This window comes from Streptomyces sp. NPDC046303 (assembly GCF_055588085.1).
In genome coordinates this window covers 299,569-312,891 of the sequence record NZ_JBVJFA010000002.1, presented here as the reverse complement: position 1 = coordinate 312,891, position 13,323 = coordinate 299,569, and the positions used below count along the sequence as shown (strand labels likewise).

Below are 13,323 nucleotides of genomic sequence, written 5' to 3'. Positions count from 1 at the left end.
TCAAATTCGAACAACCCGTGTAGGCTGAGGCCATGGCTGAAACGAGATGGCTGGACGACCGCGAGAAGCGCGCCTGGAGCGGATTCCTGGCCGCCTCGGCTCTGGTGAACCGCCGCCTCGACCAGCAGCTGAAGGACGATTCCGGCCTCTCGCACCCCCAGTACGAGATCCTCGTCCGGCTCGCCGCGGCCCCGGGCCGCGAGCTGCGGATGACGGAACTGGCCAATGGCCTGATCAACTCCAAGAGCGGGCTGACCTACCAGATCACCCAGATGGAGAAGGCCGGGCTGGTCCGCCGCCGCAGCTGCCCCTCGGACGTGCGCGGGGTCTTCGCCGTCCTCACCGACGCCGGCAGCGCCCTGCTGGACGAGGCGGCGCCCGGGCATGTGGCCACGGTCCGGGAGATCCTCATCGACGTCCTGACCCCCGACCAGCTCGACGCGCTCGCCGACGGACTGGGCGAGGTCGGCCGGCGCCTGCGCGCAGAGGGCGCTTGAGCCGCGGGCCCTTGGTACGCGGGTCGGTGGCACGCGGGTCCGTGGCACGCGGGTCCGCGGTACGCCGGTCCGCGGGGCGGGTATAGGGGCGAAATGGACGGAACGATCTGGATCGCGCTCGCCGCGGCCGTCGCGGTCGGGCTCGCGATCACCGCCGCCGTGCTGCTCGTACGGGTCCTGCGGGCCCGGCGGCTGCTGCTCGACGCCGGGATCCCGCTGCGCGACAAGGCCCTGTTCTGGGTGGCCGTGGTCTACACCGTCTCGCCGGTGGACCTGATGCCGGACCCGGTGTACCTGGACGACATCGGCGTGCTGATGCTGGCGCTGCGCTCGCTCCACGCGGCCGCCGCGACGGCCGCGCCGAGGGCCACGGCGAAGGCCCCTCCCGTGGGGGAACCGGGCCGGGTCTGACCGGCCGGGTGCGGTTTCACCTCACGCCGCGGGGGCGGAACTGGACGCTGATGCGGGGGCCGACGGCCCGCGTCGACTTGGGCACCGCGTGCTCCATCGTCCGCTGGCAGGAGCCGCCCATGACGACGAGGTCGCCGTGCCCCAGGGGCAGCCGCAGCAGGGTGGGCCCGCCGTGGCGGGGCCGGAAGGCCAGGTCCCGGGGATCCCCGACGGAGACGATCGCGACCATGGTGTCCTCGGTGGCGGAGCGGCCGATCCGGTCCCCGTGCCAGGCCACGCTGTCGCGGCCGTCGCGGTACAGGCACAGTCCGGCGGTGGTGAAGGGTTCCCCGAGCTCGGCGGCGTAGTGGCGGCTCAGGGCCTCGCGGGCCTCGGCGAGGACGGGGTGCGGGAGGGTCTCGCCGGCTCCGTAGAAGGCGAGCAGGCGGGGGACATCGACCTCGCGCTCGTACATCTGCCGGCGCTCGGCACGCCAGGGCACCTCGGCGGCGAGCTGCTCGAAGAGCGCGTCGGAGCCGGTCAGCCAGCCCGGCAGGTGATCGACCCAGGCTCCGGCACCGAGCGGGGTGCGCCGGATGCCGGCGAGCGGCCCGAGCCGGATCTCGTCGTCCTGGTCGAAGAGGGAACCCTGCAGGCCCATGCCCGCGCCCATGTCGTGTCCTGCGTGCATGGATCCACCCTAACGCCGATACCGAACACCTGCACGAATACGGGGAGGCCGGGACTGCGCCACACTTCTCCTCAGGCCGACTTCCTGGGAGACAACCGTGAAGATGCTGATCAACAGTCCGGACACCGTGGTCGCCGACGCCCTGCGGGGGATGGCGGCCGCTCATCCCGAGCTCGATGTCGACGTGGAGCGGCGGGTCGTCGTACGGCGGGACGCGCGGGACGGCGGTCGGGTCGGGCTGGTGTCCGGGGGCGGCTCCGGACACGAGCCGCTGCACGCCGGGTTCGTGGGGTACGGGATGCTGTCGGCCGCGTGTCCCGGGGAGGTGTTCACCTCGCCGGTGCCCGATCAGATGCTGCGGGCGGCGGCGGCCGTGGACTCGGGGCAGGGGGTGCTGTTCGTCGTCAAGAACTACACCGGCGACGTCCTGAACTTCGAGATGGCCGCCGAGCTCGCCGAGGAGGACGGGCTGCGGGTCGAGCGCGTGCTCGTCAACGACGACGTCGCCGTGACCGACAGCCTGTACACCGCCGGGCGGCGCGGCACCGGGGCCACGCTCTTCGTGGAGAAGATCGCCGGGGCGGCGGCCGAGGAGGGGGCGCCCCTGGACCGGGTCGCGGCGATCGCCCGGCGGGTCAACGAGTCCTCGCGGAGCTTCGGCGTCGCCTTGAGCGCCTGCACCACGCCCGCCAAGGGCAGCCCCACCTTCGACCTGCCCGACGGGGAGCTCGAGCTGGGCGTCGGGATCCACGGGGAGCCGGGCCGGGAGCGGCGCCCGATGATGCCCGCCCGGGGGATCGCCGAGGTCGCGGTGGGCGCCGTACTGGAGGAGCTGGCGGAGGCGGGCCCGCCCGACGGGCCCGTCCTGGTACTGGTCAACGGCATGGGGGCGACGCCGCTGCTGGAGCTGTACGGGTTCCACGCCGAGGTGGCGCGGGTACTGGAGGCACGCGGAACGACCGTGGCGCGCACGCTCGTCGGGAACTACGTCACCTCGCTGGACATGGCGGGATGCTCGGTGACGCTGTGCCGGGTCGACGAGGAACTGCTGCGACTGTGGGACGCCCCCGTGCAGACGGCCGCGCTGCGCTGGGGACGCTGACCGTAAGGTGGCCGGAAGGCCCGCCAGCAGATCCGACACGAGGAGATCCGGTGCGTGACGCAGACTTCTTCCGGCGCTGGATGACGGCCGCGGCCGCCGCGGTGGAGCGCGAGGCGGACCGGCTGACCGAACTCGACTCGCCGATCGGGGACGCGGACCACGGGAGCAACCTGCTGCGGGGCTTCACCGCGGTGGAGGCGGCCCTGGCCGCGGAGGCCCCGGCGACGCCGGGGGCGGTGCTCCAGCTCGCGGGACGGACGCTGATCTCGACCGTCGGCGGCGCCTCGGGACCGCTGTACGGAACGCTGTTCAGGCGCACCGGCAAGGAGCTCGGGGAGGTCGCCGAGGTCTCCGACGAGGCGCTGCGCAAGGCCCTGTACGCGGGGGTGGGCGCGGTGGCCCAGCTGGGCGGGGCGGCGCCGGGCGACAAGACGATGCTGGACGCCCTGGTGCCGGGGGTGGCCGCGCTGAGCACCTCCTACCGGGCGGCCGGGGACGCGGCGGAGCAGGGGGCGCAGGCGACGGTCCCGCTGCGGGCGCGCAAGGGCCGGGCCAGCTATCTCGGCGAGCGGAGCATCGGGCACCAGGATCCGGGAGCGACCTCGTCGGCCCTGCTGATGACGGCACTGGCGGACGCCGCCGACGCCGCCGACGCCGCCGACGCGGCGGACGCGGCGGACGCGGCGGACGACCTGGGCGTGGCCGCATCCGGCCCGGCGGGGGCCGCCACCGCCGGGCCGGATGCCGCGGACGCGGGAGACGGCCTGGTGGGCATCGTGCTGGTCTCCCACAGCGCCGTGGTCGCCGACTCGGTGGCGGAGCTCGCCCGGGGCCTGGCGGCGGGCGGGCCGATGGCGCCGGTGGCCACGGCGGGCGGCACGGCCGAGGGCGGCCTCGGCACGAGCGCGGAGCGCATCCTGACGGCCGCGCGGGCGGTGGACCGCGGCGCCGGCGTCGCCCTGCTGGCGGACCTGGGCAGCTCCGTGCTCACCGTGAAGTCACTGCTGGCCGAGGGCCAACTGCCGCCGGGGGCACGGCTGGTGGACGCGCCGTTCCTGGAGGGCGCGGTGGCGGCCGTGGTGGCCGCCTCCGCCGGCGCCCCCCTGTCCCAGGTCGAATCGACCGCGGGCGAGGCGTACACGTACCGCAAGGCCTGATCCGGCCCCGCCCCGGGCTACTGGCGGCCGCGGAGGGTTTCGATCTCCCGGCGCTCGCGCTTCGTCGGGCGGCCGGCGCCGCGGTCGCGGATGCCCACCGCCGCGGCCTCGGCGGGGTTCGGCGGCGGCGGGCTCTTGTCGATCAGGCATTCGGCGGCGACCGGAGCGCCCACCCGCTTCGACACGGGCCGGCGGACCACGACGATCCGCTCCCGCCCGGCGTGGAAGAGCCGTACCTCGTCACCCGCGCGCACGGGCTGCGCCGGCTTGGCGCGCTCTCCGTTGACCTTCACGTGCCCCGCCCGGCAGGCGGTCGCCGCCGTCGAGCGGGTCTTCGTCAGGCGCACGGACCAGATCCACGCGTCCACCCGCACGGATCCCGTGTCCGTTCCCGTTGCCGTTCCCGTTGCCTCATGAGCCATGCCCCCGACTTTAGCGAGGCGGCGCGGGATAGCCGAAGGACTTTCGACGGATGTCACAAGGGGTAGGGCAGCTGCCATGTAGATGACACCAAGGCAATTGCAAATGCGCCTCCAATGGCTCAACCTTGTCGCATCTGCTGTGTCCCGGCGCAAGGCCGGCCGCCCACTCGCCCCAGGAGCACCGCCTCATGTCCGCGACCGTGAACCACCGCCGTGCCGCCGCAGCGCTGACCGCCGCCCTGCTCGTCCCGCTGGCCGCCTGCGGCAACGGCGGCGGGGACGGCGCACCCGCCGCCGCGTCCGGATCCCGCTCGGGCCCCGCCTCCGCCGAGCCGGAGGCCGCGAACCTGACCGTCCTCGCCGCCTCCTCCCTCACGGACGTCTTCAAGACGGCCGGCGCCGCGTACGAGAAGGCCCACCCCGGCACGAAGGTGACCTTCTCCTTCGCCGGTTCGCAGGAGCTCGCGGCGCAGGTCAGGCAGGGGGCGCCGGCCGACGCCCTGGTCACCGCCGACACCAGGACCATGGACGGCCTCAAGGGCGAGACGGGTGACGCCAAGGTCATCGCCAGGAACCGCCTCGTCATCGCGACCGGCAAGGGCAACCCGTTCGGGATCGCCGCGCTCAAGGACCTCGCCGACGCCAAGATCAAGGTCGTGCTCGCCGCGCCCGAGGTCCCGGTGGGCCGCTACAGCAAGGAGATCCTGGACCGGCAGGGCGTCGCGGTGAAGCCCGTCTCCCAGGAGCCGAACGTCCGCGCCGTCCTCGGCAAGGTCGAGCTGGGCGAGGCCGATGCGGGGCTCGTCTACAAGACCGACTCGGCCACGTCGGGAGACAAGGTCACCACGGTGGACATCCCCGACGCCCAGAACGCGGTCGCCTCCTACCCGGCCGCCACGCTGAAGCAGTCCAAGAACCCCGGCGCCGCCGCCGCGTTCGTGGCCTGGCTGAGCACCCCGGAGGCGCAGAAGATCCTCCAGGACGCGGGTTTCCAGCAGGCCTGATCCGGTCCGGGGCGCGGGCAGCACGTTCTCCGTCACCCGCGGCCGGCCCCGTACGCTTCCCGCAGCCGCCCCCCGAGCCAGGACCACCCCCATGAGCAGACCCCGCACCCGCACCCGGCCCCCCGTGACCCTCGCGCTGCCCGCGCTGCTCGCCGTCGCGTTCCTGCTGCTGCCGCTGATCGGCATCCTGACCCGTACCCAGTGGGGGCAGCTGGGCGCCCACCTGGGCAGCCCCGGCGTGGTCCAGGCGCTGAACCTCTCGCTCGTCGTGTCCTTCTGGGCACTCGGCCTCTCGCTGCTCCTGGGCGTACCGCTCGCCTGGCTGCTGGCCCGCGTGGAGTTCAGGGGCAAGGCCCTCGTCCGCTCGCTCGTCCTGCTGCCGATGGTGCTGCCGCCGACCGTCGGCGGTGTGGCCCTGCTGCTCGGCTTCGGCCGGCGCGGCCTGCTGGGGCCGTGGCTGGAGGACACCTTCGGGGTGACGCTGCCCTTCCACACCTCGGGCGCCGTCGTCGCGGCGACGTTCGTGGCGATGCCGTTCCTCGTCATCAGCCTGGAGGGCGCACTCGGCGGGCTCCGGCTGAGCTACGAGGAGACGGCCGCCTCGCTCGGCGCCTCACCCGTGCGCGTGTTCTTCACCGTGACCCTCCCGATGGTGGCCCCCGGTCTGGTCGCCGGCGCCGCGCTCACCTGGGCCCGCGCGCTCGGCGAGTTCGGCGCGACCATCACCTTCGCCGGGAACCTGCCCGGCACCACTCAGACGCTGCCGCTCCAGGTGTACCTGCTGCTCCAGGAGCAGCCCGAGGCCGCGACCTCCGTCTCCCTGCTGCTGCTCGCGATCGCCATGGCCGTACTCATCGCACTGCGCGGCCGCTGGACGGGCGCTCCCGCCACCCGCAAGCCCGCCGCGGTGCCGGTGGTGGAGGAGCCGTCAGCACCCGCACCCACCCCCACGCCCACGCCCATGCCCATGCCCGCGCCCGCCGGGGAACCGGTGGAGGCCGTACCGGCCGGGGACGGGCACTGGTCGCTGCACGCCACCGTCACCGGTTTCAACCGGCTCACCCTTGACGCCGCACCGGGCACCACCATTGCCGTCGTCGGCGAGAACGGCGCCGGCAAGACCACCCTGCTGCGCGCCCTCCTCGGCCTGACCCCGCGCGCCCACGCCGACCTCAGGCTCGGGGACACGGACGTCACCGCCCTGCCCCCGCACCGGCGGCAGGTCGCCTGGGTCCCGCAGGACGGCGCGCTGTTCCCGCACCTGAGCGCCCTCGCCAACACCGCGTACGGGCTGCGCTCCCGCGGGGTGGGGCGGGCCGGCGCCCGTCGCGAGGCCCAGGCCTGGCTGGACCGGCTGGGCGTCGGGCACCTCGCCGCGCGCAGGCCCGCCCAGCTCTCCGGCGGCCAGGCCCAGCGCGTCGCCCTCGCCCGCGCGCTGGCGGCCCGCCCCCGGCTGCTGCTGCTGGACGAACCCCTCGCCGCCCTCGACCAGACGACACGGGCGCACGTGCGGCACACCCTGCGCACGCATCTGGCCGGCTTCGGCGGGGTCTGCCTCATCGTCACGCACGATCCCGTCGAGGCGGTCTCGCTGGCCGATCGGGTCCTCGTACTCGCCGACGGGCGGACCCTCCAGGACGCGCCGCCCTCCGAAGTGACCCGGCACCCGCGCTCCCCGTGGGTGGCCCGGATGCTGGGGCGCAACGCCTGGCCGGGCACGGCCTCCGCGCACGGGCTGGCCCTGGCCGCCGGGGGCAGCCTCGTCGTCGCCGAGACGCTGCCCGAGGGAGCGCAGGCCCTCGCGATCATCGCCCCCGAGGCGGTGTCCGTGCACCGGGACCGCCCGGGCGGCAGCCCCCGCAACGTCTGGCCGGGCACCGTACGGGAGATCACGGCGGTCGGCAGCCGGCTGCGCGTGCTGATCGCCCCGGACGGGGCGCCGGACCTGGTCGCGGAGATCACCCCGGAAGCGGCCGCCGAGCTGGGCATCGTCGACGGCGCCCGGGTGTGGGCCGGTGTGAAGGCCACCGAGGTCACGCTCGTCCGCCTGTAGGAACCGTTTGGATCATGTCAGCGGGCTGGCATAGGTTCGGCGGTGCCTGCGGCCCGTCGGCAGGCAGCATCCGCATGTCACACGTTTCCCGTGGGGGGTACACCGTCATGTCCTTCAGCGCGCCCGGCTCACCGCCGCCGCCCGGCCCGCCGTACACCGCGGCCGGCCCGCACCAGGCCCAGCCGTACCCGGCCCAGCCCTACCCGGCCCAGCCCTACCCGGCCCAGCCGTACCCGGGGCAGCCCTATCCGGCCCAGCCGTACCCGGGGCAGCCGTACCCGGGGCAGCCCGTGTACCCCGGTCCGCCGCCGCCCGCCGACGTGCTGCGCTCCCCGCAGGGCCTGGCGACGGCGCTGACCGTGCTGCTGTCCGTCGCGGCCGCGGTCAACCTGTTCTCGGCCGGCGCCAACCTGTTCGCCTGGTCGCTGATGAAGGACCTCATCGCGGACCCGGGCCAGGTCTCGGACGATTCGCTCGACCTGTCGGACGTCCTCACCGCCTTCGCCGGGGGCTTCCAGCTGCTGGTCCTGCTCGGCACGGCGACCGTCTTCATCGTCTGGTTCCACCGCGTACGCGTCAACGGCGGGATCTTCCGCCCCGACGCCTTCACCCAGGCGCGCGGCTGGGCCATCGGCGCCTGGTTCATCCCCATCGGCAACCTGTTCCTCCCCTTCCGGATCGCGCGGCAGATCTGGGCGGCCAGCACCCGGCTCGGGCCCGACGGCTCCTCCCGCCCGGTGTCCACCGGTCCGCTCACGGCCTGGTGGCTGGTCTGGGTCCTCGCGGCCTGCACCGACCGCGTCTTCGCGCAGATGTACAAGCTCGCCGAGACGCCCGAGGCCGTCCGCGACGCGTCCGTCGTCGGCATCGTCTCCGACCTGCTGATGGTCGCCGCCGCCGTGCTGGCCGTCCTCTTCGTCCGCAAGCTCACCGCGATGCAGAACGCCAAAGCCGTGCAGGGCCCGTACGCGGCCGTCTGAGGTCCCGCCGTCCGGCGTCCAGCCCTTCGGCGTTCAGCCGGCGGCCGGCTCCGGGGCGGGGGCGGTGACGGAGAACTCGCACCACACGCACTTCCCGCCGCCCCGGGGCTCGACGCCCCACCCGTCCGTGAGCTGTTCCACCAGGAGCAGCCCGCGGCCGGAGACCGCCCAGTCCCCCGCCTCGCGGCGCCTCGGCAGGGCGCTGCTGGAGTCCTCGACCTCGACGCGGATCCGGCCCTCCGCCGTCAGCCTCATGCCGACCTCGGCGCCGCCGTCCGTGTGGACCAGGGCATTGGTCATCAGCTCGTCCGCGGCGAGTTCGATCTCGTCGGCCCGGTCCCGGGCCCCCCAGGCGTCCGCGGCGGCACGGATCAGGTGCCGGGCCAGCGCCGGGGCCTCCGGGTCGCCGGGCTCCAGCCGCTGGCGCAGCGGGCCGCCGCCGCGCCCGGCGGGCGTACCGCGGCGGCGCAGGACGAGCAGGGCCATGTCGTCCCCGCCGCCCGCGTCACCGACCAGGTCACACAGCACGTCGGCGAGTTCGTCCACGTCGACCGGGCCGCTGCAGACGGCGTCCATGAGCTCCCGCATGCCGGTGTCGGGGTCCGCTCCGGGCCGTTCGATCAGCCCGTCCGTGCACAGCAGCAGGGTGTCCCCGGGGTGCAGTTCGAGGCTCGTGACCGGATAGCCGGAGCCGGTCCCGGTCTGCTGGCGGGGCGGCAGGCCGAGCGGCAGGCCGCCGGCCACCTGGACCCGGTGGCAGCTGCCGTCCCCGCGCCGCACCACCGGGTCGAGGTGGCCGGCGCGGACCATCCGGAGCATCCCGGTGCTGAGGTCCACCTCGGCGTACGTGCAGGTGGCGAAGCGTTCCGTCTGCAGATCGCGCAGGAACGCCGAAGCCCGCGCCATGGCGGTGCCGGGGGTGTGCCCCTCGACGATGTAGGCGCGCAGCACGATGCGCAGCTGGCCCATGACGGCGGCGGCGTCCGTGTCGTGCCCCTCCACGTCGCCGATCATGACGCCGACGCGGCCCTCGCCGAGCGGGATCACGTCGTACCAGTCGCCGCCGATGTCCCGCCCCATCCGGGCGGACCGGTACCGCACGGCGATCAGCGCGCCCGGCACCTCGGGGATCCGGCGGGGCAGCATGGCCCGCTGGAGGCCCTCCGCCAGATCGTGCTCCTGTTCGAAGAGCATGGCGCGCTGGAGGCTCTGCGCGATGCCGCTGCCGAGCGCCATCAGCAGGTTCCGCTCCTCGGCGGTGAAATCCCCGTCACGCGTGTACAGCAGGCCGAGGGCGCCGATGGGCCGCCCCTGGGCGATGAGCGGCAGGTAGACCCCGCTGCGCACGGACAGCGGCTCGATGTACGGCCACAGCTGCGGGTAGCCCAGCTGGAACTCCTCGCGCGAGGCGAGGTAGACCGGCTGCATGGTGCGGACGGCCTCGCTCATCGGGAGCTGCGCGTCGATGCGCGTGTACTCGATCTCGGGGACGTACGAGCCCAGCTGCCCCTCCGCGACCAGGTGGATGCGGCCGCCGTCCACGACGCCCAGCATCACGCTGACCGCGCCGAGGTGCCCGAGGGCCTCCGGGTCCTTGAGCACGTCGGTCACGTCGTTGACGGTGCGGGCGTGGGCGAGGATGGCCGTGGTCCGCTCGACGACTCCGGTCATCCGGCGCCGTCCCTCGGCCCGCTCCCCGGCGGCGCCGGGCTCGCCGGGGTCGTGGGCGGCGTCGCGCAGGATCCCGATGACGCGGTACGGGCGCCCGTCCGCGTCGCGCATGATGTGGCCCTGGACGTGGAGCCAGGCCAGGGTTCCGTCGCGGCGGCGGCCGCGGACATAGGCCCCGTAGTGGCTGTGTCCGTCTTCGAGGGCCTGCGCGACGCGGGCCGCGAGCCGGGCCTGGTCGGCGGGCGGGATGCGGGGGCGCAGCCCGGCGGTGGTGCCGTCGAACTCGTCCGGGCGCAGGTCGAGGACCTCGAGGGCGGTCGGATCGAGGAACATCCGCCCGCTGTCGAGGTCCCAGTCGAAGGTGCCCATGCGGTTGAGCGCCAGGCTCGTGTCCGGCCGCGCGGGCCAGTCGACCTCGGGATTCTGTCCCCACTGGGCCATGCAGCCAGCGTCTCACTGTCCGCGGCCTTTCTCCTCCTGTCGGAGCCCCTGGGCGGCGGCTCAGGCCGGGGCCGGGCGCCCCGACGGGCCGCCCGGCCGGCCTGGGGAGGCGCGGTTGTCAGTGCCGCGGGTCATACTCCTGCTGCGGCGCCGCCCGGGCACCGCGGCACGAGGGGAGCGGCATGGCCGAGGTGCTGGTTTTCCATCACGGGCACGGACTGACCGCCGGCGTCCGCCAGTTCGCCGAGCAGCTGCGGCGGGCCGGGCACACCGTCCATGCCCCGGACCTGTTCGAGGGGCAGGTGTTCGACAGCCTCGCGGAGGGCATCGCCTACGCCGAGAGGATCGGGGTGGGCACGGTCCTGGCGCGGGGAACCGCGGTCGCCGAGGGGCTGCCCGCGGAGCTGGTCTACGTGGGCTTCTCGCTGGGCGTCCTGCCGGCGCAGAAGCTGGCCCAGACCCGCCCGGGCGCGAAGGGCGCGTTGCTGCTCGAGGCGTGCGTCCCGGTCGCGGAGTTCGGCGGTGCGTGGCCCCAGGACGTCCCGGTGCAGGTCCACGGCATGGACGCGGACCCGTTCTTCTCCGGTGAGGGCGATGTGGACGCGGCCCGCGCGCTCGTCCAGACGGCGGCGGACGCTGAGCTGTTCCTCTACTCCGGCGACAGGCACCTGTTCACCGACAGCAGCCTGCCGTCACACGACGAGCACGCCGCGCGGCAGGCCTTCCACCGGGTGCTCGGCTTCCTCGACCACATCGAACGGCCGGCCGGAGCGGGATCACCCGCCTGAGCACGGGGCACGCCGGTGCGGGATCGGGCGTGTCCGCCCGGGGGCGTCGGGCATCGTGGTCATGCCTTCGTCACCGGAGGCAGGAAGTCGCCCACGAGCGTGCGGTGCCACCGGGCGCCGGTCGTGCGGCGTTCGCGCCGGTCCGTGAACGCGTAGCGGTAGAGGCGGGCGCGGATGCACGCGGGGGGAGAGTCGGGGAAGGGGTTCTTCCGCAGCAGCTTGAGGGTGGCGGGATCGTTGTCGAGGAGGCGTCCGACGAACGCCCCGAACCAGGGCCGCGCGTATCCGGGGGAGATCGCAGCGAACCACATCAGCCAGTCGAGCCGCAGGTGGTACGGAGCGACCTGCGGCGGCAGCCGGCGCAGGTCGCCGGGTTTGGCCTTGAAGCCGTACTCCTTCCACACCGTCCCGTCGGTGATCTCCTGCTCCTCGGTGCCCTCGATCACCACCTCGTGCCGGATCCGGCCGACACTGCCGAAGGCGCCGTAGGTGTTGACCAGGTGGAGCGGATTGAACGACGTGTTCATCACCTGGTGCCGCGACAGCAGGTTCCGGACCGGCCAGTAGCTGAGCAGGGCCACCACCACGGTGACCGCCAGCACGATGGCCTGGTACCACGCCGGCGGGGCGGCGAAGGCGGGTGGCGTGGGCAGCGGCAGGACGTCGGCGGCCAGGACCCCGTCGACCGCCGTGAACGCGAGCAGCATGGCCAGCCAGTTGAGCCAGGCGAAGTTCCCCGACGCCACGAGCCACAGCTGCGTGACGACGATGACGCCGGCGGCCACGCTCGCGGCCGGTTGCGGCGCGAACAGGACCAGGGGCACCGCGAGCTGCGCGAAGTGGTTCGCGGCGGTCTCGACCCGGTGCAGCGGTCTGGGCAGGCGGTGGAAGAGCCGGCTGAGCGGGCCGGGCATCGGCTGGGTCTCGTGGTGGTAGTACAGGCAGGTCAGGTCGCGCCAGCACCGGTCGCCGCGCATCTTGATCAGCCCGGCGCCGAACTCCAGGCGGAAGAGGAGCCAGCGCAGCATCCACAGCACCAGGACCGGGGGCGCCGTGGCCGCGTTGCCCAGGAAGATCGCCAGGAAGCCCGCTTCCAGCAACAGCGACTCCCACATGAAGGCGTACCAGGTCTGCCCGACATTGACGATCGACAGGTACAGCGCCCACAGGACGGCCCACATCAGCATCGAAGCCCACAGCGGCACCAGGTCGCCCGCTCCGGCCGCCAGGGCGGCGGAGAGCGCCACACCCGTCCACGCGACGACCGCGAAGAACCGGTCCGAGTAGTGGAGGTGGAAGATGGCGGGCGACCGGCGGAAGGGCACGGCCGCAACGAAGCGCGGCACGGGTTGCATGCCGTGCTCACCGATGAGCGCCCGGAACTGGTGGGCGGAGCTCAGGAAGGCGACGAAGTACAACGCGGCCAGGCCCCGCTGGAAGACCAGTCTCGCCAGCCAGTAATGGTCGTCGGTGAACCACTCCACAGCAGTCCTCCCGCCTTCGCATGGCGCCTGCCCGCGGATCGAGCAGGTCATTCCGGCCGGCCGGGCGGCGGCGGCGGGCGCGGTGTCCGCAAGGGCGGCGGGCACGCTGGGTACGTCCCCGATGAACGGGTACTGAAGGGACATCTCGTTCTTCGGGAGGCCGACGATGGCCCGCACACATCGCTTCCACGTGGATCTGGAGGGGCACTCCGTCACGGTCCTCCTGGAATGGCCCGGTCATGAGATCGAGGTCCTGGTCGACGGGAAGGTCGTGGCCTACCGCCGCAAGCCGGCGCGGCATGGCACGGTGCTGCACGCGGAGCTCCCCACGGATCCGCCGCAGCCCCTCACGATCCTCGTCGAGGACATGGGCGACACCCCCTTCTGCTCGCTGGTGACACCGGACGCCCGCTACCGCCGCTCCCTCATGCCCGAGGTGCCCTTCACGACGCGCGGGGGCGGAGGGCGGCGGCCCGGCATGCTGCGGCGCCTGGTCCGGCAACTGCTGCGGCGAGTGCGGCGCGTCTTGCGCGGTTCGCACCGCTGAGCCGCGGATTCCTCCCGGCACAAAGGGGTAAATTCCAGTAAAAGTGCTACTGAATCCTCCGCTTCTTCGGTCCGCCCCGTACACGAGGAGGGGCAG

Annotated in this window: 13 protein-coding genes and 1 pseudogene; 10 read left to right on the top strand and 4 right to left on the bottom strand. The window is 73.8% G+C overall.

The window, feature by feature from the left end; all coding sequences use genetic code 11:
• The first annotated feature begins 32 nt into the window (after positions 1-32).
• Together ACZ6I1_RS03180 and ACZ6I1_RS03175 are read left to right on the top strand one after the other, a co-directional pair.
• On the top strand, positions 33-497 hold the full coding sequence (locus ACZ6I1_RS03180) for a MarR family winged helix-turn-helix transcriptional regulator (RefSeq protein ID WP_469282481.1): 465 nt from the start codon (positions 33-35) through the stop codon (positions 495-497).
• Between the two features lie 93 nt (positions 498-590).
• Positions 591-908 carry a YkvA family protein gene (locus ACZ6I1_RS03175; protein ID WP_469282479.1) on the top strand — a complete coding sequence of 106 codons (318 nt, stop codon included), beginning with the start codon at positions 591-593 and terminating at the stop codon, positions 906-908.
• Between the two features lie 16 nt (positions 909-924).
• On the opposite strand, the gene ACZ6I1_RS03170 is transcribed toward ACZ6I1_RS03175, so the two are convergent.
• Positions 925-1,578, bottom strand: coding sequence for an alpha-ketoglutarate-dependent dioxygenase AlkB family protein (locus tag ACZ6I1_RS03170; RefSeq protein ID WP_469282477.1), 654 nt, complete (start codon positions 1,576-1,578; stop codon positions 925-927).
• Positions 1,579-1,675: 97 nt separating this feature from the next.
• On the opposite strand from ACZ6I1_RS03170, the gene dhaK reads away from it, so the two are divergent.
• From dhaK to ACZ6I1_RS03155, 3 genes and pseudogenes are all read left to right on the top strand, one after another.
• Positions 1,676-2,680 (top strand): dihydroxyacetone kinase subunit DhaK, encoded by a 1,005-nt coding sequence (gene dhaK, locus ACZ6I1_RS03165; RefSeq protein WP_469282475.1) that lies wholly within the window; start codon positions 1,676-1,678, stop codon positions 2,678-2,680.
• A 50-nt stretch (positions 2,681-2,730) separates the two neighbouring features.
• Positions 2,731-3,330: pseudogene (dhaL, locus tag ACZ6I1_RS03160) on the top strand (dihydroxyacetone kinase subunit DhaL); the annotation flags it as partial.
• A 48-nt stretch (positions 3,331-3,378) separates the two neighbouring features.
• Positions 3,379-3,837, top strand: a complete 459-nt coding sequence (locus ACZ6I1_RS03155) for a PTS-dependent dihydroxyacetone kinase phosphotransferase subunit DhaM (RefSeq protein ID WP_469282623.1) — start codon at positions 3,379-3,381, stop codon at positions 3,835-3,837.
• 17 nt (positions 3,838-3,854) lie between these two features.
• Here ACZ6I1_RS03155 and ACZ6I1_RS03150 read toward each other — a convergent pair whose 3' ends face one another.
• Positions 3,855-4,259 carry an RNA-binding S4 domain-containing protein gene (locus ACZ6I1_RS03150; protein WP_469282473.1) on the bottom strand — a complete coding sequence of 135 codons (405 nt, stop codon included), beginning with the start codon at positions 4,257-4,259 and terminating at the stop codon, positions 3,855-3,857.
• A gap of 188 nt (positions 4,260-4,447) precedes the next feature.
• Between ACZ6I1_RS03150 and modA the strand changes: the two genes are divergently transcribed.
• From modA to ACZ6I1_RS03135, 3 genes are all read left to right on the top strand, one after another.
• Complete coding sequence (modA, locus tag ACZ6I1_RS03145; RefSeq protein ID WP_469282472.1) at positions 4,448-5,263, top strand: molybdate ABC transporter substrate-binding protein; 816 nt, start codon at positions 4,448-4,450, stop codon at positions 5,261-5,263.
• Between the two features lie 91 nt (positions 5,264-5,354).
• Entirely contained in the window at positions 5,355-7,316 is a 1,962-nt protein-coding gene (locus ACZ6I1_RS03140) for an ABC transporter permease (protein ID WP_469282470.1), read from the top strand.
• Positions 7,317-7,423: 107 nt separating this feature from the next.
• A complete protein-coding gene (locus ACZ6I1_RS03135) occupies positions 7,424-8,296 on the top strand; it encodes a DUF4328 domain-containing protein (protein ID WP_469282468.1) in 873 nt (290 codons plus the stop codon).
• A 33-nt stretch (positions 8,297-8,329) separates the two neighbouring features.
• Here the strand turns inward: ACZ6I1_RS03135 and ACZ6I1_RS03130 are convergent, their stop codons facing one another.
• Positions 8,330-10,408, bottom strand: a complete 2,079-nt coding sequence (locus ACZ6I1_RS03130) for a SpoIIE family protein phosphatase (RefSeq protein WP_469282467.1) — start codon at positions 10,406-10,408, stop codon at positions 8,330-8,332.
• Between the two features lie 182 nt (positions 10,409-10,590).
• Here ACZ6I1_RS03130 and ACZ6I1_RS03125 point away from each other — a divergent pair, with 182 nt between their 5' ends.
• On the top strand, positions 10,591-11,196 hold the full coding sequence (locus ACZ6I1_RS03125; RefSeq protein ID WP_469282465.1) for a dienelactone hydrolase family protein: 606 nt from the start codon (positions 10,591-10,593) through the stop codon (positions 11,194-11,196).
• 59 nt (positions 11,197-11,255) lie between these two features.
• Here the strand turns inward: ACZ6I1_RS03125 and ACZ6I1_RS03120 are convergent, their stop codons facing one another.
• Positions 11,256-12,680 carry a lipase maturation factor family protein gene (locus ACZ6I1_RS03120; protein ID WP_469282621.1) on the bottom strand — a complete coding sequence of 475 codons (1,425 nt, stop codon included), beginning with the start codon at positions 12,678-12,680 and terminating at the stop codon, positions 11,256-11,258.
• 166 nt (positions 12,681-12,846) lie between these two features.
• Here ACZ6I1_RS03120 and ACZ6I1_RS03115 point away from each other — a divergent pair, with 166 nt between their 5' ends.
• Positions 12,847-13,227: a hypothetical protein gene (locus tag ACZ6I1_RS03115; RefSeq protein WP_469282462.1), complete on the top strand. Its 381-nt coding sequence runs from the start codon at positions 12,847-12,849 to the stop codon at positions 13,225-13,227.
• The last annotated feature ends 96 nt before the right edge of the window (positions 13,228-13,323 follow it).

Bases quoted from the DNA above. Each gene is read 5' to 3' on its own strand.
- ACZ6I1_RS03180 (WP_469282481.1), top strand. From the start codon at position 33: ATGGCTGAAACGAGATGGCTGGACGACCGCGAGAAGCGCGCCTGGAGC.
- ACZ6I1_RS03175 (WP_469282479.1), top strand. From the start codon at position 591: ATGGACGGAACGATCTGGATCGCGCTCGCCGCGGCCGTCGCGGTCGGG.
- ACZ6I1_RS03170 (WP_469282477.1), bottom strand. From the start codon at position 1,578: ATGCACGCAGGACACGACATGGGCGCGGGCATGGGCCTGCAGGGTTCC.
- ACZ6I1_RS03150 (WP_469282473.1), bottom strand. From the start codon at position 4,259: ATGGCTCATGAGGCAACGGGAACGGCAACGGGAACGGACACGGGATCC.
- modA (WP_469282472.1), top strand. From the start codon at position 4,448: ATGTCCGCGACCGTGAACCACCGCCGTGCCGCCGCAGCGCTGACCGCC.
- ACZ6I1_RS03140 (WP_469282470.1), top strand. From the start codon at position 5,355: ATGAGCAGACCCCGCACCCGCACCCGGCCCCCCGTGACCCTCGCGCTG.
- ACZ6I1_RS03135 (WP_469282468.1), top strand. From the start codon at position 7,424: ATGTCCTTCAGCGCGCCCGGCTCACCGCCGCCGCCCGGCCCGCCGTAC.
- ACZ6I1_RS03130 (WP_469282467.1), bottom strand. From the start codon at position 10,408: ATGGCCCAGTGGGGACAGAATCCCGAGGTCGACTGGCCCGCGCGGCCG.
- ACZ6I1_RS03125 (WP_469282465.1), top strand. From the start codon at position 10,591: ATGGCCGAGGTGCTGGTTTTCCATCACGGGCACGGACTGACCGCCGGC.
- ACZ6I1_RS03115 (WP_469282462.1), top strand. From the start codon at position 12,847: ATGGCCCGCACACATCGCTTCCACGTGGATCTGGAGGGGCACTCCGTC.